Annotated in this window: 20 protein-coding genes; 19 read left to right on the top strand and 1 reads right to left on the bottom strand. The window is 52.5% G+C overall.

The annotated features are described in order from the left end of the window. Positions 1-175: 175 nt before the first annotated feature. From P0X86_RS18940 to P0X86_RS18880, 13 genes are all read left to right on the top strand, one after another. Positions 176-1,534 (top strand): MATE family efflux transporter, encoded by a 1,359-nt coding sequence (locus tag P0X86_RS18940; protein WP_213578996.1) that lies wholly within the window; start codon positions 176-178, stop codon positions 1,532-1,534. Between the two features lie 196 nt (positions 1,535-1,730). Continuing rightward, the gene (locus P0X86_RS18935; protein ID WP_277746196.1) at positions 1,731-3,365 is read left to right on the top strand and encodes a response regulator; all 1,635 of its coding nucleotides are present in this window, start codon (positions 1,731-1,733) and stop codon (positions 3,363-3,365) included. Between the two features lie 7 nt (positions 3,366-3,372). Continuing rightward, on the top strand, positions 3,373-5,205 hold the full coding sequence (locus P0X86_RS18930) for a cache domain-containing sensor histidine kinase (protein WP_277746195.1): 1,833 nt from the start codon (positions 3,373-3,375) through the stop codon (positions 5,203-5,205). Then, on the top strand, positions 5,198-6,196 hold the full coding sequence (locus tag P0X86_RS18925; protein WP_277746194.1) for a substrate-binding domain-containing protein: 999 nt from the start codon (positions 5,198-5,200) through the stop codon (positions 6,194-6,196). The genes P0X86_RS18930 and P0X86_RS18925 overlap by 8 nt, the downstream gene beginning before the upstream one ends. A gap of 174 nt (positions 6,197-6,370) precedes the next feature. Beyond that, a complete protein-coding gene (locus P0X86_RS18920; protein WP_277746193.1) occupies positions 6,371-7,423 on the top strand; it encodes a galactose ABC transporter substrate-binding protein in 1,053 nt (350 codons plus the stop codon). Between the two features lie 117 nt (positions 7,424-7,540). After that, a complete protein-coding gene (locus P0X86_RS18915) occupies positions 7,541-9,079 on the top strand; it encodes a sugar ABC transporter ATP-binding protein (protein WP_481858307.1) in 1,539 nt (512 codons plus the stop codon). Continuing rightward, positions 9,051-10,070 (top strand): galactose/methyl galactoside ABC transporter permease MglC, encoded by a 1,020-nt coding sequence (mglC, locus tag P0X86_RS18910; RefSeq protein WP_096774194.1) that lies wholly within the window; start codon positions 9,051-9,053, stop codon positions 10,068-10,070. Before P0X86_RS18915 ends, mglC begins: the two co-directional genes overlap by 29 nt. Before the next feature lie 299 nt (positions 10,071-10,369). Continuing rightward, a complete protein-coding gene (locus P0X86_RS18905; RefSeq protein ID WP_277746191.1) occupies positions 10,370-11,014 on the top strand; it encodes a Gfo/Idh/MocA family protein in 645 nt (214 codons plus the stop codon). Further along, entirely contained in the window at positions 11,011-11,442 is a 432-nt protein-coding gene (locus P0X86_RS18900; RefSeq protein ID WP_277746190.1) for a Gfo/Idh/MocA family oxidoreductase, read from the top strand. Before P0X86_RS18905 ends, P0X86_RS18900 begins: the two co-directional genes overlap by 4 nt. 3 nt (positions 11,443-11,445) lie before the next feature. Next, a complete protein-coding gene (locus P0X86_RS18895) occupies positions 11,446-12,279 on the top strand; it encodes a sugar phosphate isomerase/epimerase family protein (RefSeq protein ID WP_277746189.1) in 834 nt (277 codons plus the stop codon). Positions 12,280-12,439: 160 nt separating this feature from the next. Then, positions 12,440-13,132 carry a response regulator transcription factor gene (locus P0X86_RS18890; RefSeq protein WP_036660898.1) on the top strand — a complete coding sequence of 231 codons (693 nt, stop codon included), beginning with the start codon at positions 12,440-12,442 and terminating at the stop codon, positions 13,130-13,132. Continuing rightward, the gene (locus P0X86_RS18885; protein WP_277746188.1) at positions 13,129-13,590 is read left to right on the top strand and encodes a HAMP domain-containing protein; all 462 of its coding nucleotides are present in this window, start codon (positions 13,129-13,131) and stop codon (positions 13,588-13,590) included. Before P0X86_RS18890 ends, P0X86_RS18885 begins: the two co-directional genes overlap by 4 nt. An 83-nt stretch (positions 13,591-13,673) precedes the next feature. Continuing rightward, the gene (locus P0X86_RS18880; protein WP_277746187.1) at positions 13,674-14,207 is read left to right on the top strand and encodes a sensor histidine kinase; all 534 of its coding nucleotides are present in this window, start codon (positions 13,674-13,676) and stop codon (positions 14,205-14,207) included. Between the two features lie 19 nt (positions 14,208-14,226). On the opposite strand, the gene P0X86_RS18875 is transcribed toward P0X86_RS18880, so the two are convergent. Next, positions 14,227-15,420: a glycoside hydrolase family 88 protein gene (locus P0X86_RS18875; RefSeq protein WP_277746186.1), complete on the bottom strand. Its 1,194-nt coding sequence runs from the start codon at positions 15,418-15,420 to the stop codon at positions 14,227-14,229. A gap of 260 nt (positions 15,421-15,680) precedes the next feature. On the opposite strand from P0X86_RS18875, the gene P0X86_RS18870 reads away from it, so the two are divergent. The 6 genes from P0X86_RS18870 (at position 15,681) to P0X86_RS18845 (ending at position 22,454) form a co-directional block, all read left to right on the top strand. Next, positions 15,681-15,863 (top strand): tautomerase family protein, encoded by a 183-nt coding sequence (locus tag P0X86_RS18870; protein WP_009590941.1) that lies wholly within the window; start codon positions 15,681-15,683, stop codon positions 15,861-15,863. Positions 15,864-15,869: 6 nt separating this feature from the next. After that, positions 15,870-16,832, top strand: coding sequence for an ABC transporter permease (locus P0X86_RS18865; RefSeq protein WP_192571516.1), 963 nt, complete (start codon positions 15,870-15,872; stop codon positions 16,830-16,832). Positions 16,833-16,850: 18 nt separating this feature from the next. Further along, the gene (locus P0X86_RS18860; protein WP_036660892.1) at positions 16,851-17,723 is read left to right on the top strand and encodes a carbohydrate ABC transporter permease; all 873 of its coding nucleotides are present in this window, start codon (positions 16,851-16,853) and stop codon (positions 17,721-17,723) included. Between the two features lie 125 nt (positions 17,724-17,848). Beyond that, the gene (locus tag P0X86_RS18855; RefSeq protein WP_277746185.1) at positions 17,849-19,426 is read left to right on the top strand and encodes an extracellular solute-binding protein; all 1,578 of its coding nucleotides are present in this window, start codon (positions 17,849-17,851) and stop codon (positions 19,424-19,426) included. A gap of 110 nt (positions 19,427-19,536) precedes the next feature. Further along, the gene (locus P0X86_RS18850) at positions 19,537-20,586 is read left to right on the top strand and encodes a response regulator transcription factor (RefSeq protein ID WP_277746184.1); all 1,050 of its coding nucleotides are present in this window, start codon (positions 19,537-19,539) and stop codon (positions 20,584-20,586) included. Continuing rightward, positions 20,583-22,454 carry a cache domain-containing sensor histidine kinase gene (locus P0X86_RS18845; RefSeq protein WP_277746183.1) on the top strand — a complete coding sequence of 624 codons (1,872 nt, stop codon included), beginning with the start codon at positions 20,583-20,585 and terminating at the stop codon, positions 22,452-22,454. The genes P0X86_RS18850 and P0X86_RS18845 overlap by 4 nt, the downstream gene beginning before the upstream one ends. The last annotated feature ends 1 nt before the right edge of the window (position 22,455 follow it).

Raw genomic sequence — 22,455 nt, 5'->3', positions numbered from 1 at the left:
TTGATTTCGGGAATAAATAGGAGAAATTTATGTTCTTTCATGATAAGATACACAAGAATACAAACGACCCTCACCCATTATAATGTTTCCATTCGATGCGATAAGCGCTGCTTGAAGCATAATATTTCAAATAAATCTCTAGAGGAACGTTTATTGACGGCATAGGAGAATCTACATGAGAGACATGACGCAAGGAAGTCCGATCAAGCTGATTATCATGTTTACCATCCCGCTTTTGATCGGTAATATTTTTCAACAATTTTACAACATGGCGGACACCCTTATCGTGGGACGTACCATTGGCGTGAACGCACTTGCAGCCGTTGGCTCGACAGGCAGCATTTTGTTTTTTGTCATCGGCTTTGCCCAAGGCTTGACGGCTGGCTTGTCTATCATAACGGCACAGCGTTTTGGAGCTAAGGATATCGCAGGCGTCCGCAAAAGCGTGGGAACGAGTATATGGATCAGTCTGGTGTTCACGGTATTCCTCACCATCGTGAGCGTTATATTTACGAGACCCGTCCTCGTCATGATGAACACCCCTGCCGAAATTTTGGATGATGCGTATTCGTATCTGATCGTCATTAACTGGGGCGTCGGCGCGGCCGTTCTGTTTAATTTGCTGGCTAACCTGCTCCGCGCTCTCGGCGACAGCCGGACGCCGCTTCTCTTCCTGGTCGTTGCAAGCATTCTGAACATCGTGCTCGACCTCTTATTCATTCTCGTATTTAAGATGGGAGTCGCCGGAGCCGGACTTGCCACGGTTGTATCGCAGCTGTTCTCCTGCCTGCTCTGTCTGATCTACATTCATAAGAAGGTCCCGCTCCTTCAATTCAAGAATGCCGACTGGTCCATCGATTGGAAATTTATTCGCCAGCATATGTGGGTAGGTTTTCCGATGGGCTTCCAAGCCTCCATTATCGCCATCGGAGCCATTATTCTGCAGATCACGCTAAACGGTCTCGGGGCATCAGCCGTTGCGGCTTATACCGCTGCTCAGAAGATTGATATGCTCGCCACGCAGCCGATGAGTTCCTTCGGGATTACGATGGCGACTTTTGCCGCTCAGAACTTCGGAGCGAATCGCATAGACCGGATCAAACTGGGGGTTAAGCAGTGTATTTGGCTCTCGGGATCATTCAGCATCGCCGTGGGCCTGCTGGTTATATTCGCGGGTCCTGCCGCCGTCAGCCTTTTTGTGGGTCAAGGCCAAGAGGAATTGCTGTCTCTCAGCAGGCTGTATTTCTTATCGAACGGCAGCACCTATCTGCTTCTTTCGCTGCTCTTCATCTACCGCTTCACGCTTCAGGGGCTTGGTCAGAGCTTAATTCCCACTGTGGCGGGCATCATGGAGCTGATCATGCGGGTACTGGCTGCTATCTTCCTGACCGCGCAGATCGGCTTCCTCGGTGCAAGCCTGGCAAATCCGCTGGCTTGGCTGGGCGCCGTCATCCCGCTCGGCATCGCTTACTATCTGAGCATCAAGAGGTTGAGCACGCCGGTAAAACCCGTCTCCGTACCCGTTCAGGCGTAAGGAATGCTGCACAATCGATTTCGGAACGAATCATGACTCCAGGAACAGGGAAGCGCTGTTTCGCTGGAGTCGTGCATTCGTTCTTTTTTTTGTTGCAAAAAACATAATGTGGAAGATTCCCAATTTTGGCGCGGCGAGGTAAGATCACTATAGATTCAGTTTGCAACCGAACAGGACAGAAACGGGAGGGGTCGCATTGTATAAAGTGCTGTTAGTGGATGATGAAGCCGATGTGAGAGAAGGCCTCGTTCAGGAAATCCAATGGGAAGCCTGCGGATTCGAGATCAAGGGGACGGCGGAGAACGGAAGAGAGGCCGTGGAGGCTGCGGAGCGGTTGGAGCCGGATGTCGTTATTACCGATATCAGTATGCCCTTTCAGGATGGACTGCAGCTGGCCTCATGGCTAAGGGAGCATCAGCCGCTGTGCAAAATCGTGATTTTGACCGGCTATGACGAATTTGATTACGCCCGCCAAGCGATTACGCTCAGCGTGGATGAGTATTTGCTCAAGCCGTTCTCTGCCGAAAGCTTCATGGAGTTATTAGGCAAGATCAAGGACAAAATCGATATGGAGGTGGCGGAGCGTGAGGACGTGCGCCAATTGAAGGAGCATTACCGGACAAGCCTGCCTTTGCTTCGGGAATCGTTCCTGGCTTCGCTGTTAACCCGAAAACTGCCCCGGTCCATCATTGAGGAGAAAACTCGGAATTACGGCCTTCCGCTGAACGGCGCCTGTTATCTCGCCGCGGTGATGGCTTTATATCCGGCGGCTGAGCATAAGGAGAGTGCTCCATCAAGCTCCCTGCGGCATTCCGGCGATATGGACTTGATGCTGCACGCCATGCTGAACATTGCGAAAGAGCTGATGGATCCCCTTTCTTTTGGAAGCGCATTCATATACCAGGATAGCATCGTGTTCTTGATTACGAATGACGGCTGCGAGGACGAGTCGTGGTTTGGCGACCTGCAGGTCGCACTGGATCGTTTGCTCAAAAGCATTCTTCACTATCTGAAGCTGCCGGTTACGATCGGCGTGGGTTCCAGGGTCCGGACTCTGTCCGATCTTAAGCACTCCTACCAGGATGCGCTGCTGGCGCTGGACTACCGGCTGATTCTCGGTGCCGAGAAAGTCATCTTCATCGATGACGTGGAGAGTCCGAGGCAGGAAGGGGTCCGCCTGGACGAATTGCAGGAGCAAGCGCTGATCCGCAATCTTAAGCTCGGAACCGCGGAGGAATTAAGTGAAGCGATTACGCACATATTCGATGAGCTGATCGGAGCATCCTGCACGATTCAAGAGGTTCAGATCTATCTCCTGGAAGTCGTAACGGCCATACTTCGAACGGCAAAAGAATCCGGGATCGAGCTTGAGGAGATGTTTGGAGCGGGGTATCAGCTGCATGCCGAGATCTTCAAGTTTTCCGGACTACAGGAGGCTAAAGCTTGGCTTCAGGATGTCAGTTTGGCCATCCGCAAGCAAATCTCCAGCTCTAGGCAGCATGCCTATAAAGACATCGTGGAGAAAGCGCTCCAATACACGCGGGAGCATTACGGCGACCCGGATATATCGCTGCAGAAGCTGTGCATGCACCTGCATATCAGCACAGGCTATTTTAGCGGCGTATTCAAAAAAGAGCTCAAAATGACCTATGTGCAGTACTTAATGCAGCTGCGGATGGAAACGGCCAAGGAGCTTTTACGATCCACCGACCTGAAGGCTTTCGAAATCGCGGAGCGCGTCGGGTTTGCCGATCCGAATTATTTCAGCTTCAGCTTCAAGAAGCAGGTCGGCGTTTCGCCTAAGGAATATCGGGCACAAGCGAGGGGGTAGGGCATCGGTGAAAATCACGTATACGAAGCGATACTCGGTCCTACCGTTTGTTCAACGATGGGTTAAGCGATTCCGGGCGCACAGCATTCAATCCATCATCATGTGGTCCTTCTCGGCGTTCATTCTGCTCATTGTGATCGTGGTAGCCGTACTGCTCTTCAATAAATTCTCGCGATCGGCAGAGCAAAGCGTATTCCTGAATGCCCAGCAAATCGTGGACCAGGTTAGCTATAATCTCGAGGATTACGTGGACGGGATGGCGCAGCTGTATCGGGCGATCGAGGAAAATATGCTGGCAGACGGGCAGTGGGACGATGAACAGGTGACAAAACAACTCGATACGATCATGCGAAGCCGAGATGACATCGTCTCCATCGCTTTGTTTAATGATCAGGGCGACATGCTGCGGAACCATCCGGCCATTCCGGTCAAGCCCAGCGCCAAGGTGACGGAACAGAGCTGGTTTCACTCGGCCATGAGAGTCTCCGACCATCTGAGCTTCTCGCTGCCCCATGTTCAGAATTTATTCGACCAAACGTTTGAATGGGTCGTCACGATGAGCAAAGGCATTACGGTCGTTCATGACGGGGAGCCGATGTACGTCATTCTGCTGGTGGATATCAACTTCAAGAAGATCGACGAGCTGAGCAGCCGCATCAGTCTGGGGAAGCGCGGGTATGCGTACATCATCGACGAAGGAGCGGGAAATATCGTGTACCATCCGCAGCAGCAATTAATCTACATGGGGCTTCGGAATGAGAGCGTTGAGCGGGCGCTGACCTCCTCGGAGAGCTACATTGATGAATCGGATGGGGTCAAGCGGCTCAATACGGTCAAATCGGTCGTCAACATAGGCTGGAAAATCGTGGGCGTATCCTATTTGGATGAGATCATGACCACAAGAGAAGAGGTCAACCGTTATTTGGTCCGGGTGGTTGCCATAGTCTTGGTGCTGGCCATCGCGGTATCCCTGATTCTTTCGGCCATGCTCACCCGGCCCATCCGCCGCATGGGCCGAACGATGAAAGCCGTGGAACGGGGCGATTTCGACGTGGAGCTCCCGTTGCAGGGACCGCTTGAAGTAGTGCAGCTGTCCGGCCGTTTCAACCTGATGCTGAATAAGATCAGGCAGCTCATGAAACAGATTGTGAAGGAGCAGGAATCGAAGCGTAAATATGAGCTGGAAGCCTTGCAGGCCCAGATCAACCCTCATTTTTTGTACAATACCCTGAATTCGGTTGTTCGCATGGTAGGAATGAGCAAGAAGGAGGAGGTCATTACGATGATTACTTCCTTGTCGAAGCTGTTTCGCTTGAGCTTGAGCAAAGGGAAGACATCGATAAGCGTCCGGGAAGAGCTGGAGCACGCACGGCATTATATGACCATACAACAGATGAGATATAAACAGAAATTCGATTTTGCGATCGAAGCGGACGAAGCCGCGCTATCCTGTTACACCCTCAAGCTGGTGCTTCAGCCCTTAATCGAGAATGCCATCGTGCACGGCATCGAGTATATGGTGGATCAGGGGCATATTCGCATAGGGGCAGCCGTAAAAGGCGAATTGCTGGAAATGACGGTTACGGATAACGGGGTTGGGATGACGCCCGAGATGGTTGAAGGAATCTTGGACGCTAAAGAGACGCCTCATAACCCGGCACAATTTATCAATACGGCCGGTTCCGGCGTGGCCGTTCGAAATGTCCATGACCGAATTCGCCTGTATTACGGCAAACGGTACGGGCTGGAATTCGAGAGCGAGCAGGAGGCGGGCACTACCGTTCGCATACGGATTCCGGTCATTCACGATATGGACGAGGAGGAACGCGAGCATGATTAGAACTTTTCGGCCGCTGCGGTTACCGATTGGACCTAGGGGATGTTTCGCTGCACTCGTCGCTGTCCTGATCCTCTTAACATCGTGTTCATCCGATACGGACCCGGATGAGGAGCCCGGGCTTCAACATATTGCCCTTGTGGCTCCCGTACACGCCGAAGAGCAGGGGGATGCAATCCGTTTAGGCGCCGAGGCGGCCGCCAAGGAATACGGATTGGCGCTCGATTATGTTTCCCTGGAGCCTAGCGACGATGAGGAGGAGCAGCTGCAGGCCGCTTTGAAGATGTTGGAGAAGGGCGCCTCCGCGATCTTGATCGACCCGGCATCGGAGGCTGTGCTGCAGGAATTAGGCGATAAGGCAGCGGCAGCGGGTACCCCCGTGATTGCATTGAATGATGAACGAATGACCACAGGCATCTTATCCGCGATCGCGATCAATAATGAAGCTGCCGGACGCAAGGCGGGCGAGCAGCTGGCCGACTTGCTTGAAGGTCGGGGTACAGTAGCCATCCTGCGTTCCGACAGGGAGGACCCCGACTTGATCGCCCGCGAAGAGGGAGCCAAACGGGCATGGTCAGATATCGGCGGAATTGAAATAGCGGGCGGCGCGGCTTGCGGCAAACGCAAGGATGCATGCTGGCAGGCCGCCAAACAGCTGCTGGATCAGGGCGCCGTCGACGGAATTCTGGCACTCGATATTCAGGCTTCCTTGGGAGCGGCTAAAGAAGTCGCAAGGCGGAAGGTTCAAGGTGAGATCAAGATTGTCACCTTCGGCAGCGATCTGGAACAGCTTCAGCTTCTTCAGGATGGCGTCCTTCATAAACTCGTGGTACAGAACGGATTCAGCACGGGCTACTTGGGCGTAGAGCAGGCTGTGAAGGTCATGGACGGTTCGAGATATGATAAGCCGATCGTGCTTGAGACCAAGGTGATCGATTCCGACAATATGTTCTGGATGGATAATCAGAAGGTGCTGTTTCCATTTGTGAAGTAATTAAGGAAGTCGCGAAGCCAATCGGTAAATGATGAGAATTTTGCTAGAAATCAGGAGGATTTTGAATTCGAATATCAGGGTCATTCCGGCATAATGGCGGTAGTCAGTGAGATACGGCTTCGGAGTTCCGCAGCCAGCACTGAAATATCGAATGAATCAGGGAGGTCAACCCAAGTGAAGAAAAAATGGCTGTTTGTCCTAATGGCAGGCATGATGCTGACCACGGCGGCATGCAACAACGGCGGGAGCAGTTCAACCGGCAGCGATAGCACGAACGGCGACGCGGCAGGCGGCAGCACGCCTCAAGTCGGGGTGGCGATTTACAAGTTCGACGATACCTTTATGACAGGCGTTCGGAATGCGATGTCCGATGCAGCGAATGGCGTAGCCAAACTGGATATCGTGGATAGTCAAAATGCGCAGCCGACCCAGAATGAGAAAATCGATCTGTTTATCTCGAAAAAATACAGCTCCATGATTATCAACCCCGTGGACCGCACGGCAGCGGGCGTCATTATCGACAAGGCGAAAACCGCCAATACGCCGGTGGTTTTCCTGAACCGGGAGCCGATCGCGGAAGACATGAACAAATGGGATAAGGTTTATTACGTAGGGGCGAAGGCGGAGGAATCCGGCACGATCTCCGGACAGCTGATCGTCGATTATTGGAAAGCGAATCCGAAGGCAGACAAGAACGGGGACGGCAAGCTGCAGTATGTGCTGCTGCAGGGGGAGCCGGGCCATCAGGATGCCGAGCTGCGGACCAAATTCTCCGTTCAGGCGATTCAAGACGCCGGCATTGAAGTGGAAGCGCTTGCGGTGGATACCGCCATGTGGGACCGCGTGAAAGGACAGGAGAAGATGCAAACCTTCCTCGCGTCCCATGGCGACAAGATTGAAGCGGTGCTGGCCAACAATGACGATATGGCGCTCGGAGCGATTGAGGCTTTGAAAGCGGCAGGTTATTTCAGCGGCGACAAGTACATGCCGGTCGTGGGCGTCGATGCGACGGCTCCCGCCGTCCAGGCGCTGGAAGATGGCACCCTTCTCGGAACCGTGCTTAACGACGCCAAGAGCCAGGGCAAAGCTTCCGTTGCCATAGCGGCCGCGCTTTCCAAAGGGGAAACGCCGAACAAGGAGAATACCGGCTTTGATATTACCGACGGTAAATACGTGTGGATCGCCTACAAAAAAATAACGAAGGACAATATCGCCGACGCGAAATAATGGCAGGGTTATAAGAAGGGGCAGCGGCTCATCGTAGCGTTGTCCCTTTATATTGGACCCTTTTGGCCCGGAAAAGCGAAGGAGGTATTCAAAGTGGCGGAATCGTATGTGCTGGAGATGCGGAATATATCGAAGGCGTTTCCAGGCGTTCAGGCATTAAGCGACGTAACGTTCAAGGTAAGACCCGGAACCGTGCATGCGCTCATGGGCGAGAACGGAGCCGGCAAATCAACGCTGATGAAATGTTTGTTCGGCATCTACAAGCCTGATGAAGGCGACATTTACTTAAACGGCGACAAGGTCGCCATCAACAGCTCCAAGGATGCATTAAATCACGGAATATCCATGATTCATCAGGAGCTTCATCCCGTGCCGCACCGCAATGTGATGGAGAATATATGGCTGGGAAGATTTCCGATGACGGGCTTCTGGCCCTTGAAATTCGTGAACGAGAAACAGATGGCAGCGGACACGCTCCGGCTGTTCCGCGAGCTTGATATCGATATTGATCCCAGAGCAAGGACAGGAGCGCTTTCTGTGTCCAAGATCCAATCGCTTGAGATTGTCAAAGCGGTGTCCTATCACTCCAAAGTGATCGTAATGGACGAACCGACCTCATCTCTGACCGGGAACGAGGTGGAGCATCTGTTCAGCATCATGAACAGGCTGCGGTCGCAGGGCGTGTCCATCGTCTACATCTCGCACAAAATGGAAGAAATTCTGCGCATATCCGATGATGTCACGATCATGCGGGACGGGAAGTACGTGGGAACCTGGCAGGCAGGAGAATTGACGACCGATTTGATCATTACCCGTATGGTGGGGCGGGATTTGACGGAGCGCTATCCTGAACGGACGAACATTCCGGGCGAAACCCGGATGCAGGTCCGCCAATTAAGCTCCACTAATCCGAACTCGTTTCAGAATGTATCCTTCGAGCTGAGAAAGGGCGAGATTCTGGGCATTGGCGGCCTTGTCGGCGCTCAGCGCACGGAATTGGTTGAGGCTCTCTTCGGGCTTCGTCCGGTGGCCTCCGGAACCATATCGATTAACGGGAGACCAGTGAAGATCAAGTCGCCTTCCGATGCGAAGAAAAACAACATGGCACTGCTGACGGAGGAGCGTAGAGTCACCGGCATATTCCCGGTACTCTCGGTCTACGAGAATACGGTCATTGCCAATCTTCGAAGGTATCAGAATTGGGCGTTCCTGCTGAATGAACGCAGAGGCATCGAGGATGCGCGAACGAACGTGGAGAAGCTGAGAACCAAGACGCCGTCGGTCAATACCCAGATTCGAAATCTGTCGGGCGGGAACCAGCAGAAGGTGCTGCTGGCGAGATGGCTGCTTACGGAGCCCGAGATCCTGCTGCTGGATGAGCCGACCCGCGGGATCGATGTGGGCGCCAAGTTCGAGATTTATTCCATCATTACGCAGCTGGCGACGCAAGGGAAGAGCATCATTATGATTTCCTCCGAAATGCCCGAGCTGCTCGGAATGTCCGACCGGATCATGGTGATGAGCGAAGGGCGGATGACGGGAATTCTGGAAGGGCAGGAAGCAAGCGAAGAGGAAATCATGCGGCTGGCCGCACAGCAGCGGTCGGCCGATCCGGGAGGGGAAGTCGATGAATACGCAAGCCATCGTCAAGGTTAAAGATTATTTGGCGCAGCGCGCCATATTCGTAGTATTAATACTGCTCGTCATCGGGATTGCCGTCGCAGATCCCAACTTTCTGGCCTTTTCCACATTGCGGGATATCCTGCAGCAATCCTCGACCAGATTGATCATCGCGCTGGGAGCGGCATTCATTCTGATCACTGGCGGGGTAGACCTTTCCGCAGGTCGCGTCGTAGGCTTAACCGCGGTCGTATCGGCTTCGATGCTGCAAACGGAGGTTTATGCGAACCGCTTTTTCCCGGATTTGCCCCAGGTATCGGTTCTATTGCCGATCCTGATCGGTATCGTAGCGGGGCTTGTCGTCGGTCTAATCAATGGCTTCATTGTTGCCAAGCTGCATGTGCCGCCGTTCATAGCGACGCTCGGTACGATGGTCGGGATCTACGGCGTCAATTCCATCTATTTTGATATGGAGCCGAACCAGTCCCAGCCGATCGGCGGCTTACGACCGGATTTTACCGTGTGGGGCAGCGGCTACATCGACTTCGGCGGCGGTTACTCACTCCCTTACATCGTCATCATCGCTATCTTTGTTGCGTTCATCTGCTGGGTCATCTTCAACAAGACCCGGCTCGGCAAAAACATGTATGCCATTGGAGGCAACGTGCAAGCTGCGCATGTATCGGGGATCAATGTCGCTCGCAATCTCATCGCGATCTACGCTATTTCCGGTGCACTGTACGGCATCGCCGGCGTGCTGGAGGCTGCAAGAACCGGTGGTGCGACCAACAACTATGGCAACATGTATGAACTTGATGCGATAGCGGCATGCGTGGTCGGAGGCGTATCCACGGCTGGCGGCATCGGCACGGTGCCCGGCGTGATGGCCGGGGTTCTGATCTTCGGCGTTATCAATTACGGGTTAACCTTTATCGGCGTCAGTCCCTATTGGCAATTGATCATCAAAGGGCTTATTATCGTAGCAGCGGTAGCATTTGACATTCGCAAATACATGGCAAAAAAATAAGAGGGAATGCAGCCGCAGGAGTATATCCTGCGGCTTTTGCCATAGATTATAGAATTTATTAGTTTCCAGCGGAGCCGAACAATTCAATAACCGCAAGAAAAACTTCCTCTAACCGCGGTCTGTCTTCTGAGAAAAGTACGTCGATCGGCGTTTTTCTTTAGATATCAGTAAGTATAAACTCCGAAGGCACGGGCCTTCCTGATATCGCAAGAAAAACATCCTCTAACCGCGGTCTGTCTTCTGAGAAAGTACGTCGATCGGCGTTTTTCTTATAATCATCAACTACAGGAGGTGCTGTCATGGCCGAGAATAGAACGACATTGAATGCAGCCGTGCTGGGCTGCGGCCCCATATCGCAGTACGGACATTTCGAAGCTTGCCGGAGGGCGCGCAATGCACGCCTTTATGCGATATGCGACGTCGCGGAGGATTTGCTGAACCGCATGGCCGAAATCCATCAGCCGGTACGAACCTACAAGGATTATGACAAGATGCTGGCAGATCCCGAGGTGGAAGCTGTCATCATTGGCATCGCGGATCAATTTCACGTGAAAGCCGCCCTTAAAGCCATCGAAGCAGGTAAACATGTTCTCGTGGAAAAGCCGCTTGGCGTCACCGTAGAAGAGTGTGAGGAATTGCAGCGGAGAGCAAGGGATTCCGGTTGTGTTGTCCAAATCGGAAACATGAAACGCTTTGATCCCGGCATCGCTTATGCTAAACGGTTTATTGAGCAAGAGATGGGGGAGATGCTGGCCCTGAAAGCATGGTACTGCGATTCCACCTACCGGTATACGGTCACCGAAAACGTGCAACCGTTGGTTCGGCTTAGTCCGAATGCCCTGAGGCCGGAAGGTAATCCGAAGCTCGATAAGCTGCGTTATTACATGCTGACGCATGGCAGCCATCTGGTGGATACGGCCCGCTTTTTAGGGGGGACCTGGTGAGCGTGACGGCATGGAATACGCAGAAATTCGGCGCATATAACTGGTTCGTTACGGTTCAGTTTGCATCGGGGGCTGTAGGGCATCTGGATCTTACGGTCGCCGTCCGGATGGACTGGCATGAAGGCTTTCAAATTTACGGTGAACACGGAAGCGTTGTTGGCAAGACCTACAATCCGTGGCTCTTCAAGTCAAGCGACGTCGAGGTGTTCTCCTCGCGCGACGGTTGTTATCACAGGCCGCTAGGCGAAGATGCGCATTTCTTCAAGCTGCAGGTTGAAGGCTTCGCGGATACGATTCTGGAGCAGGCACCCATGCGAGGAGCCAATCTGGATGACGGAGTAGCAGCCATGCGCGCGATGGCGGCGATTGCCAGATCCGTTGAGAGCGGCAAGACGGTAAAGCTGGCTGAAGCATCGGGAGGCGTATGAGTGATGAAATTGGGCATATTCTCCAAGACGTTTGAGAGGCCGACACTGGAAGAAAACTTGGACGCTGCCATAGCAACCGGATTGGAGGTCATCCAGTTCAATCTTACCTGCGCCGCTCTTCCGTCGCTGCCGGAGGCCGTCGATCTGGGGACCGCGGCACATATACAAGCTGCGTGCGAGAATCGGCATCTTCATATGGCGGCCGTATCCGGGACCTTTAATATGATCCACCCCGATCAGGAGAAACGGCAGCATGACATTCTTCGGTTTCGCCATTTGGCAGCGATGTGCCATTTCATGGGGACGTCGGTCATTACCCTGTGCACAGGGACGAGGGATCCAATCGATATGTGGAGAAGACATCCAGACAACGATTCGCCGGAAGCATGGGATGATCTGCTGATCACCATGCAGGCACTGGTGAATATAGCAGAGGAATTCGGGCTCGAGCTGGCCGTTGAACCGGAGCCGGCCAATGTGATAAGCGATGCCGTTAAAGCCAGACAGCTGCTGGATACGATGCGTACTCCGCGGTTGAAGGTGGTACTGGATGCAGCGAATTTGTTCAACCCGAACGACGGAAAGGCTTTGACAGAGGTAGTAGATCAAGCGCTGTCACTGCTCGGTGAACATGTTATTATCGCTCATGCCAAGGATTATTCGACTGTAGATGGATTCCGGTACAGGGCTGCCGGTACCGGAGAACTGGATTATGAAGCATACATTCAGCTCCTGCGCGCTTATCGTTTTAACGGGCCGCTGATTCTTCATGGCTTGCATGAAAGCCAGGTGCCGCAAAGCGTCTCTTATCTGAAGTCTCTTATAAATGCCACGTGATAAAACGAAATGCATTAGTATACCATGAAGCCCAACAATCTCATGGGCTTCATGGACCATCTTATTCATCCTCATGGAATCTTCACAAGTTTCAGTTACAATGGAGACTTATGTTACAGTTGACTTGTACTGATGAAGGATTCTATAAGGAGATACCGGAATGAAAACCATATTAATCGTGGATGATGAACCGAATATTCGAGAAGTTCTTGTATCTTATTTGAACAAAGAACGTTACTTGACGCTGGAAGCGGCGAACGGTGCCGAGGCATTCGATTGCCTGCGAGGACAAGCCGTGGACCTTGTCCTATTGGACCTCATGCTGCCGGATATGGACGGTGAACGGATATGCAAGGAAATTCGAACGTTTAGCTCGGTCCCCATCGTGATGTTAACGGCTAAGGTGGCTCAGAGCAGCCGGATCGGCGGATTTGCGATCGGAGCCGATGATTACATCGTGAAGCCGTTCGACCCTCGGGAAGTCGTGGCAAGGGTCAAGGCTGTTTTGAGGCGGGGGGATGACAGCAAGCTGCTCGCGGACGTCATTGTATATGATGAAGGCGCATTGGTCATCCATTCCATGAAGCATGAGGTCACCAGCCATGGACAAATCGTGAATTTGACGCCGAGCGAATATAAACTGCTGCTGCTGTTGGCCAAATACCCGCAGCGGAACTTCTCTCGCGAGGAACTGGTTGACCGGGTATTAGGCTACGATTTTATCGGAGACATCCGCATCATCGATCAGCATATAAAGAATCTGCGTCAAAAGATTGAATCCGACCCAAAGCAGCCGAAATATATCCTCACCGTTTACGGATTCGGCTATCGCTTCGGAGGTGACGGGGCTTGAAGCATCGCCTAGACCTGAGGCTCGCCGCCATCATTATCAGCATCACGGCAGGGATCCTGATCGTGTTTACCGTGATCAACATCGTGACGAACCATTACCATATCGCGATGTACCAGCAGCAGTCCAGCGGACACAGCGGAATGGATGAGCTGAACTACCATTTGGAGCAGGCGCAGATGCAATCGATTATCTTAACCTGCCTGTTATCGATTGCCATAGCCTCCATAATAGGAATCTATGTAGCAAGAAGGATATCGGCTCCACTCGTCCAGATGAAGCGGGCGGCAGAAATGATGACGCAAGGAGATTGGGATGTCCGCGTGGCAGCCGGAGGGTACGATGAAATTGCGGGGCTTGGTGCTTCGCTGAATGAGCTTGCAGTACAGCTGCAGAAACAGGAGCAGCTTCGTAGGAACATGACGCAGGATATCGCGCATGAGCTCCGAACGCCACCTTAAAGAGTCACACCCGTGCACTCGAGGACGGAGTATGGGAGCCGACTGCAGACCGTTTCCGCACCTGCTTGGATGAAATCGACCGTTTGATTCAGCTCGTCACGGAGCTGGAGGAGCTGCACGATATGGAATCCCCGGAGTTTCAGCTGTCCCGGTCCGAGCAGGATCTGAGCCATATTATGGAGAGAGCCGTCACGTTGGCGAAGGCGATGTATCATGAAAAAGAAGTGAGTTTGCAATATGCCGGCAGTTCTTCGATCGCAGTCGAGGTGGATCCAGACCGGATGCATCAGATTCTGATCAATGTGTTAAGCAATGCCTTGCACTACACCCCGTCCGGCGGTACGGTGCAAGCCGATCTCGTGGACGAAGGGGCCGATGCCCTGATTCGGATTCGGGATTCGGGACAGGGCATCTCCCAATCCGATCTGCCGTATATATTCGAAAGGCTGTATCGGGGCGATAAGTCGAGGAATCGGTTAAGCGGCGGAAGCGGAATGGGCCTGGCGATCGTCAAGCAGCTGGTTTCCGCTCATGGCGGCCACGTGTGGGCCGAAAACGGAGATGAGCATGTTGGCGGCAGCTGCTTCTATATTCGGATTCCGAAAAATTATAAATAAACGCGACAAAAAAACCGGATCAGAAGATCCGGTTTTTCCATCCCATTAGCTTGGCTGCGCTCTCAACATAATAATAATCGCCATAGATGAGCGAGACGTTTATATTTTGTCCGGCAGGCAGATGCCCTGTGGCTTCTTTCAGTATGCCTTCATAATCCGGGTCATCCCATTCGGCGTAACGGTTCGTCAAAGAGTCGATGATACGCAAGGCGCTGCTGCGGTACAGAGCGCTTTCGGCTTGCGGGACGAGGTCCGCGATTTCAAGCAGCCCGGATGCGGCGCAGGATGCCGCGGATGTATCCCTTGGCACCGGTGCCATTGGGGATGTTTCCGTCCCGTCATGATCGGGGGATTCCATATCCTTGCGCTCCGCCCGAAAATCCCAAAGCGGAATGGAATCTTCCTCAAGGGAAGCCACGAAGAAATGAGCGACTCGCTTGGCAGCGTCGAGATACCGAATATCGCCGGTATACCGATAGGTGTTCGCCATCCCGTGCAAAGCCCAGGCTGCTCCCCGGCTCCAGGCCGATTCCGGTCCAAAGCCTTGCCCGCCGAGCGATTCCATATATTCTCCCGTCAACGGGTCAAACCAGCAGATGTGCCGAACCGAGCCGTCGGGTCTAATGAAATGTTCAGCAACCGTATTGGCCTGCTCTCTGGCGATATGAGCGAATCTCGGATCGCCGCTCTCCTCGGAAGCCCAGAACAAGAGGGAGAGATTCATGGTGGAATCGATGATGGACCAGCCTTCGTTTCCGTGGTTCCACGAGGTAGGCTTCACCTGATTCCAAGCGCGAATGAATCTGCCGACGGGGTTATACCTTCCTGCGAGCAGGGTAGCCGCCAACAATGCTCTCCGCCGGGCATCCGGATCGCCGGTCAGTTTATATTTGATGACGGCCGTCGGCAGAAATTGAAAGCCTACATCGTGATGAAAGTTACTGTCTTCGATCAGCGCCTCTTCAAGCCGAATATCCCATTCCCAAGCCCTTTCCTTATACTGCGGCTTGTTGGTCATATCATACATCATCCAAAGCATCCCCGGCCAAAAACCGGAGGTCCACCAATCGATCCGGGTGGAATCATAGATCCCGTTCTTTGTGGCATGGGGAACTTTGCCTTGGAGCTGACCCGTCATGCGCGTTACTTTCTTTTCGAGTTTTCCCCATAACGACGCATAGGTCGTTACCTCTTCCTTCACTTGTCCGTTCATCGCTTACCTCCCATAACTGATGGCATCGAGCGGCCCGTGTTGGCGTCTGCTTTGAACCATTGTTCCACAGAACGCTTCGAATTTCTAGACCAGCCGTTTAAAAACTGTTGAAATCACAAGCCGAGCTTAAAAAAACACAAGCCGCCGATCCACCTAAAAAAAACACAAAGGAACCGATCTTCCTCCATTGCTGCCCGGTCATGAAAACCTATAGGATAAGGATATTCATCACATCCATTTCCTAAGGAGGCGATCAGCCGATGCCGCAAATTACGATTAAAATGTACGAAGGACGCACGGATGAGCAGAAGAACGAAATCGTTGACGTTTTTACAAAGGAGCTGTCGCGGATCATTGACCGGGAGCCTGAATTTATCAGCATCCGGTTTGACGAAATTCCGATAGATGACAACGCACCGGCCCATTTGAGAAACAAGAGGTGATGACAGATGGCCGAGCCAAACAAAGCAGCGGTAAGCCCGATTCTGGACGGAAGGCTTGATAAACGGAGAAAGCTGCTCGGATTCATGTGGAAATACAGGGCGCTGTACTTCATATCGCTGCCGGGACTGCTGTTCTTCGCATTGTTCAAATATGTTCCGTTAATGGGCTCCGTGATCGCATTCCAGAACTACAATTTGTTTGCGGGCGTAACGGGAAGTCCTTGGGTGGGCCTTGAGCACTTTGGGCGAATGTTCCAGCACTATGATTTTCTGAAAATTCTGCGCAATACGCTTCTGCTGGGTACATATGACATTCTGTTTGCTTTTACGGCCCCCATCGTCCTGGCTTTATTGCTGAACGAGGTTCGCCAGGTCGTTTACAAGAAAATTGTCCAGACGATATTCTATGCGCCGCATTTTCTGTCATGGGTTATTGTAAGCGGTATCTTTGTGGGCATCCTGTCCCCGTCATCGGGGATCGTGAACGTGGTGCTCGGGTGGTTCGGCATCGAACCGATCTATTTCCTCGGCGAAGATTCCTACATTCGAACGGTATTGGTGGGCTCCGGATTATGGAGAGATGTCGGCTGGGGAACCATCATCTATCTGGCGGCGCTCGCAGGCATCAATCCGGATCTCTACGAAGCCTCCGAAATCGACGGAGCGGGGAGATGGCGCCAGACCCTAAGCATTACCCTGCCAGCGCTGCTTCCCGTGATAACGATCCTGTTCCTGCTCAAGATCGGGGATTTCATGGATTACGGGTTTGAACGCGTATTCGTGTTTCAGAACCCGCTTAACATCCAGTCCAGCGAAATTTTGGACACATATATTTACAAAGCCGGCTTGCAGCAGCTTCAGTACAGTTATGCCACCGCCATCGGGGTGTTCAAGTCCGTTGTCGGCTTGTTCCTGATCGCCATTGCAAACACCATCAGCAAGAAAGCGACCGGCGAGTCGCTGTATTAGAGGGGAGTGACCACCAACGTGAAATATGACAGTGCAGGCAGAAAAATGTTTCTTGTATTGAACTATATCATCCTTACCTTTCTTGCACTCACCATGCTGCTCCCATTCCTAAATGTCATTGCCCAGTCGTTCAGCAGCCCGGGCGCTATCGATCGCGGAGAAGTGATGTTCTGGCCGGTGGAATTCACCTTTGCATACTACAAGCATGTATTCAACGATGTTTCCATCTGGAGGGCATTCGGGATCAGCGTCTATATTACGATATTCGGAACCTTCATCAATTTGGCAGCAACCGCTTCGCTGGCGTACCCGCTCTCCAGGCCCGAATACGTCGGCAGAAAAACCATCATGATAATCATCCTGTTGACCATGATTTTTACGGCACCGCTCATCCCGCAATTCATTCTGATGCGCGAGCTGAATCTCGTCAACACGCTGTGGTCCTTGATGCTGCCATCGGCGATCAGCGCATTCAACCTGTTTGTGCTTCGCACGTTCTTCACCCAAATTCCGGGCGAACTGATCGATTCGTCCCGAATCGACGGATGCAGCGAGGTCCGTACTTTATGGAGCATCGTGCTTCCGTTATCCAAGCCGGCGCTGGCGACGGTAGGGATTTTCTATTCCGTAACGAATTGGAACAAATATATGGATGCCCTTTACTATATCAATGACCGCAGCAAGTACCCGCTCCAGGTAAAATTGAGGGAACTTCTGGTGAACGAGGGCCTGACCGATACGGGCAACATGGCGTTCGAAGCAAGCTCCCAGTCCGTGCAGGGCATTCAGATGGCGGTTATTCTGGTAGCCACGCTGCCCATCATTCTCTTATATCCGTTTCTGCAGCGCTTCTTCATTCACGGGATGATGATCGGGTCGATCAAAGAATAGCCCTAAAAAAACGACAAACCGAGCCAAAGACATTCCTTGTTCCCGCCCAGACGGCTCTCTATACTGATAATAAGTTTGAAAGCGCTATTATAAGCGACTATATTAGCTTGAAAAGAGGGGTATTCATGAGAAAAAGCTGGACACGTGCGCTTACGTCAGGTCTTGTACTGGCCATGCTCGTCGGCTGTGCGGGCAATAATGGCGGAGGCGGAGGAGCCAACGCCGGGGGCGACGGCCAAGGCGGGAATGAAGAGGGAGCTACGAAATTTTCCATTTCGATGCGGACGCTTAACGTTTCCTACGTTGAGAAGAATCCGGATATCAACAAGGATAAGTACGTGCTGGAGCTAGAGAAAATGACGAATACGGACCTCGATATCCGCCTCATTCCGCATAACGAATATCAGGATAAAATGGTGCAGATGTTCGCAACGAACGACATACCGGATGTGGTGCAGGGCACTGGCGGAATCAGCGGTCCCGAGCTGGCCGGTGCGGTGGAGAACGGAGTCTTTCTTCCGCTCAACGACCTGCTGCAGGAGCACGGGCAGGACCTGCTCAAGTTTATCCCCGAGGAAGCCTGGAAGCGGATGACGGATTCCAAGACGGGCAATATTTACGGGATTCCCGAAATCCTGTCCAATCCGTCCAGACGGGCCACGTGGATTCGGACCGACCTGCTGGAAAAGGTAGGCAAGGAGATCCCGACGACGGTGGAAGAGACGATGGAGGTTCTGCGCGCGTTCAAGGAAGCCGGTGTGGAGCAGCCTTATGCGGGACGTCAGAATTTCAAATATGCCGATACCTTCTTCGGCGCCTATGACGTGCTGGGTTACCTGAACCAATTCAAGGTATTCCCGGACGGGCAAGTAAAGCCCACCTTTTTTGACGAAGAAAATATGAAGCAGGCCATTCAGATCTATAAGACGATGCATGAGGAAGGATTGATCAGCAAGGAATTCGCGACCATTGAAAGCGCGGATTTCAAATCCATCGTCACGAGCGGCAAAGCCGGCATGTGGTCTATGAATGCCAACGAGCTTCCGATCTGGGGAACCCAGCTGAAGGAGAATGTGCCGGACGCGAAAGTGGCGCTGATTCCTTCGCCTGTAGGACCTGACGGTAAAGGGGGATATGCCCATTATAATCCGGTCACGCGTTCCTTCTTCATCAACGCGAAGGCGAAGGACAAAGCGGAGGATATCGTGAAGTTCTTCAACTGGATGGTCAGTGAGGACGCGGAATTGTTCTTCAGCTTCGGCATCGAGGGCGAGGATTATCAGGTAACCGACGGAAAGCCGGTCTTCGAGGTGCCGACGGACGCGGCAGGCGCGGATAAGATGCGTTATTTGAACTACTGGCTGTGGCTGGTGCAGGACACAACGTACAACAAACGCGTGTCCGAATTGTCCGATTCCGGCAAAGAGCTGATTGATGCTTTTGATAACATGTTATCGACTGAGGGCCGCCGCGGAATAGAATTCGACCCGAGACTGGAGGCGATGGTGAAATATCCGGAGCTGAATCCGAAGTCGGATGAACTGCCTCCGCTGATTCTGGAGCATGTGCTTCGCATGGTATACGGCAGGGAGCCGATCGATAACTACGGCAAGGTGCTCGAGGAGTATCTGTCCAAGGGCGGTAAAGAGATTATTGAGGAAGCCACAAAACGATACAACGAAAAAGAAAACGCTTTCGAATAGGCGGGGCATGTTTTAGTATAGTGTTGATGAATGACTCCTCTGCTTGCCTAAGCAGAGGAGTATCTTGCTAAAGCTAAACTACTCTCGCTGTTTTGAAAGGGGAATGGGTGATGTACCGCATTCTGGTCGTTGATGATGAACCTATGATAAGGATGGGCTTGGCGAAACTGATCACGCAGACGGATCCGGCCATGATTCAAGCGGAAACGGCCGGAAACGGCATGGAAGCATTGGAAGCGATCCAGACGGCACGACCGGACTTCATATTTACGGATATCAAGATGCCCAAGATGGACGGCCTGGAGTTAAGCAAGCAGTTATATGAAGCATACGGCGATATCACGGTCGTTGTCATCTCCGGTTACGGCGATTTCGAATACGCCCGGAAATGCATGTCGTATGGGGTTAAGGAATATCTGCTCAAGCCCGTGACCAAATCGGTGGTACATAACACCATGAACAAATTGATGGCGGATCGAAAATCCATGCAGGAGAAACAGCGGTTCTATTTTCCGCTTTCCAAGCTGGAGGATTGGCTGGAGCAGCTCGAGCTGGCCGTATGGCATTTGCAAATGAACGATATCCAGATGAAGCTGCAGGAAATCGAGGATTATTGCAAAGAGCGCCGGTTCGAATCGATCCAGCTTCAGGAGCTGCTGGATGAGCTGTACGCGAAATTGATCAAGCAGTTAAACGGCAGGGACGTATATTCGTTCGAACGCATGACGGGAATATCGGGGCCTGCGCCCGGAGGGAACCATCATTATTTTGAGAGATTTCGTCTGGCCGTGAATCAGACGGTGAAACTCATACGCGAGAAGAGAAAAGGAAATGCGAAGGAGCCCGTAGAGGAAGCGAAAGCCTATATCGAGCGCAACTTGTCCCGCGATCTCTCGCTGGATGAGGTGGCCGACATGCTTGGACTCAACCCGTCCTATTTCAGCCAGCTGTTCAAGCAGATGACGGACGAGACCTTTGTCCATTACCGGATCAAGAAACGAATGGAGAAGGCGAAGAAGCTCCTTGCCATTCCGCATTATAAAATTACGGACATTTCGTTCGAAGTGGGGTATGCGGATCATCCCCATTTTACCAAAACCTTTAAGAAGGTCACCGGGTACACCCCTTCCGAATACCGGGAGATGCTGGGGATCGAATGATGCGGAAGAGCCTGTCCCGTCAAATCTTCCTGTACTTCTTCATCGTCGTGATGTTCTCGCTTACCACGGTCGGCGTATTCTTCTATATGAAATCATCCGAAGCGATCGACGAGCAGGTCGAGAAGTATATGACCACCGTCATCACGAACGCCGCAAGGCAAACGGATAATCAGCTGAAAATGTTCGAGCGGATCAGCAATACGATTTTGCTGCAGGATTCGGTGAAGCGATTTTTGGATATGGACCCCAGCGACAGCTACGAGCATTACCGGTTCACCCATCTCATCCGAAAGGATGTCTTTCAGAAGATTTTCATTCAATACCCCACGCAGACCCATATGATGTACATTCTGGGGTTCCATGGCCGTTCGATTTTCGATCAGAACCAGAATTTCTCCGCCATGTCGATCGATCCGTCGGACCGACTTCGTGAATTGACGGAGAAGACGCCGGGGAACGGGGAGATCGTCATCTTGAAGACCAGCCTGCTGGAACAGGATCGCGACAACGTCATTACGGTTGCCCGCAAAATCCGTGGAATGAATTCTTACGACGTCAAAGGCGTGCTTGCAGTAGAATTCAATGAAGATCAGCTGTCGGGTTTATGGAATGGCGTCGACCTCGGGGAACAGGGTTTCTTTTTCATCCTGGATCGTGAAGGCGAGGTCGTTTATGCACCAGAGCACGTGGATATGGAGGGCATCACGACCACGGACCTGCCGAAGCGCATTATCGCCAAGGGCGATCATCGCTTCATTGAACCGGTATTAGGCGAGAAAGCGATGATCATCTCGCGCCAGTCCGAATATTCGGGCTGGAGCCTCGTCATTATGATGCCGCTGGATGAGCTCCGGGCGCCGATTTCGGGCATCCGCTCCACCACCATAATCGTAGGCTTTGTCACCTTGTTCATTGCGCTCGTTCTGGCATACAGATTCGGGAAATCGATCGTGAATCCGATCCGCAATTTGAAGAACGGGATGAGGCAGACGGAGAAGGGGAACTGGACGCACATCACCGACGTGAAACCGCGCGAGGATGAAATCGGGGGTTTGATCCACAGCTACAATCTTATGGTCAGCCGGTTGTCCGACATGATCGAGCAGGTATACGACACGGAGCTCCACAACCAGAAGACGCAGCTGGAGCTGCAGGACATCCAGCTGGAGCGCCAGCGTGCCGAGTTTCAGGCGCTTCAATTGCAGATCAATCCGCATTTTTTGTACAACACGCTGGAAACGATCAACTGTTATGCGATCGTTCAGGATTCGGACGAAATTTCGGACATGGTGGAGGCCATGGCTTTCATGCTTCGATATTCCATTCAGACCAATCTGGAGGAAATCACGATTGCCAACGAGCTGAACCATGTGCGGCATTACATGATGATCTTGAAGCATCGGATCGGGCGCGATTTTGAGATCGAGGTGGCAACGCCGCCCGAGCTCCTGTTGGAGAAGATGGTCAGGCTCTCCCTGCAGCCGATTGTGGAGAATATTTTCCAGCATGCCTTTCCGGAAGGAATCGAGGCGTGGCATTACATTCGGATTGATACGAGAGTCGACGGAGACAATTTGCTGGTCATTGTCGAGGACAACGGGGCAGGCATTGCGGACCATAAGCTTCATAAACTGCGCAAAAGGCTCGAGGAAAACCGCCTGGTCGATGATGAAGAGGGGAAACGCGCCCGGCGCAGAGGCGGCATCGGCATCGTGAACGTCCATCGGCGAATACAGATGGTTTACGGCGAAGCGTACGGGATAACGGTTCATAGTTCGTCGAGTCAAGGCACAAGCATCGTCATGACGATGCCGCGAATGGAAAGAATGCGTGAGCAAGAAAACAGGCTGAAACAGCTGCAAACCTAAT

It is taken from the genome of Paenibacillus sp. BR1-192 (assembly GCF_029542445.1).
GTDB lineage: Bacteria > Bacillota > Bacilli > Paenibacillales > Paenibacillaceae > Paenibacillus_AQ > Paenibacillus_AQ lautus_A.
This window is presented reverse-complemented; position numbering and strand designations above follow the sequence as displayed.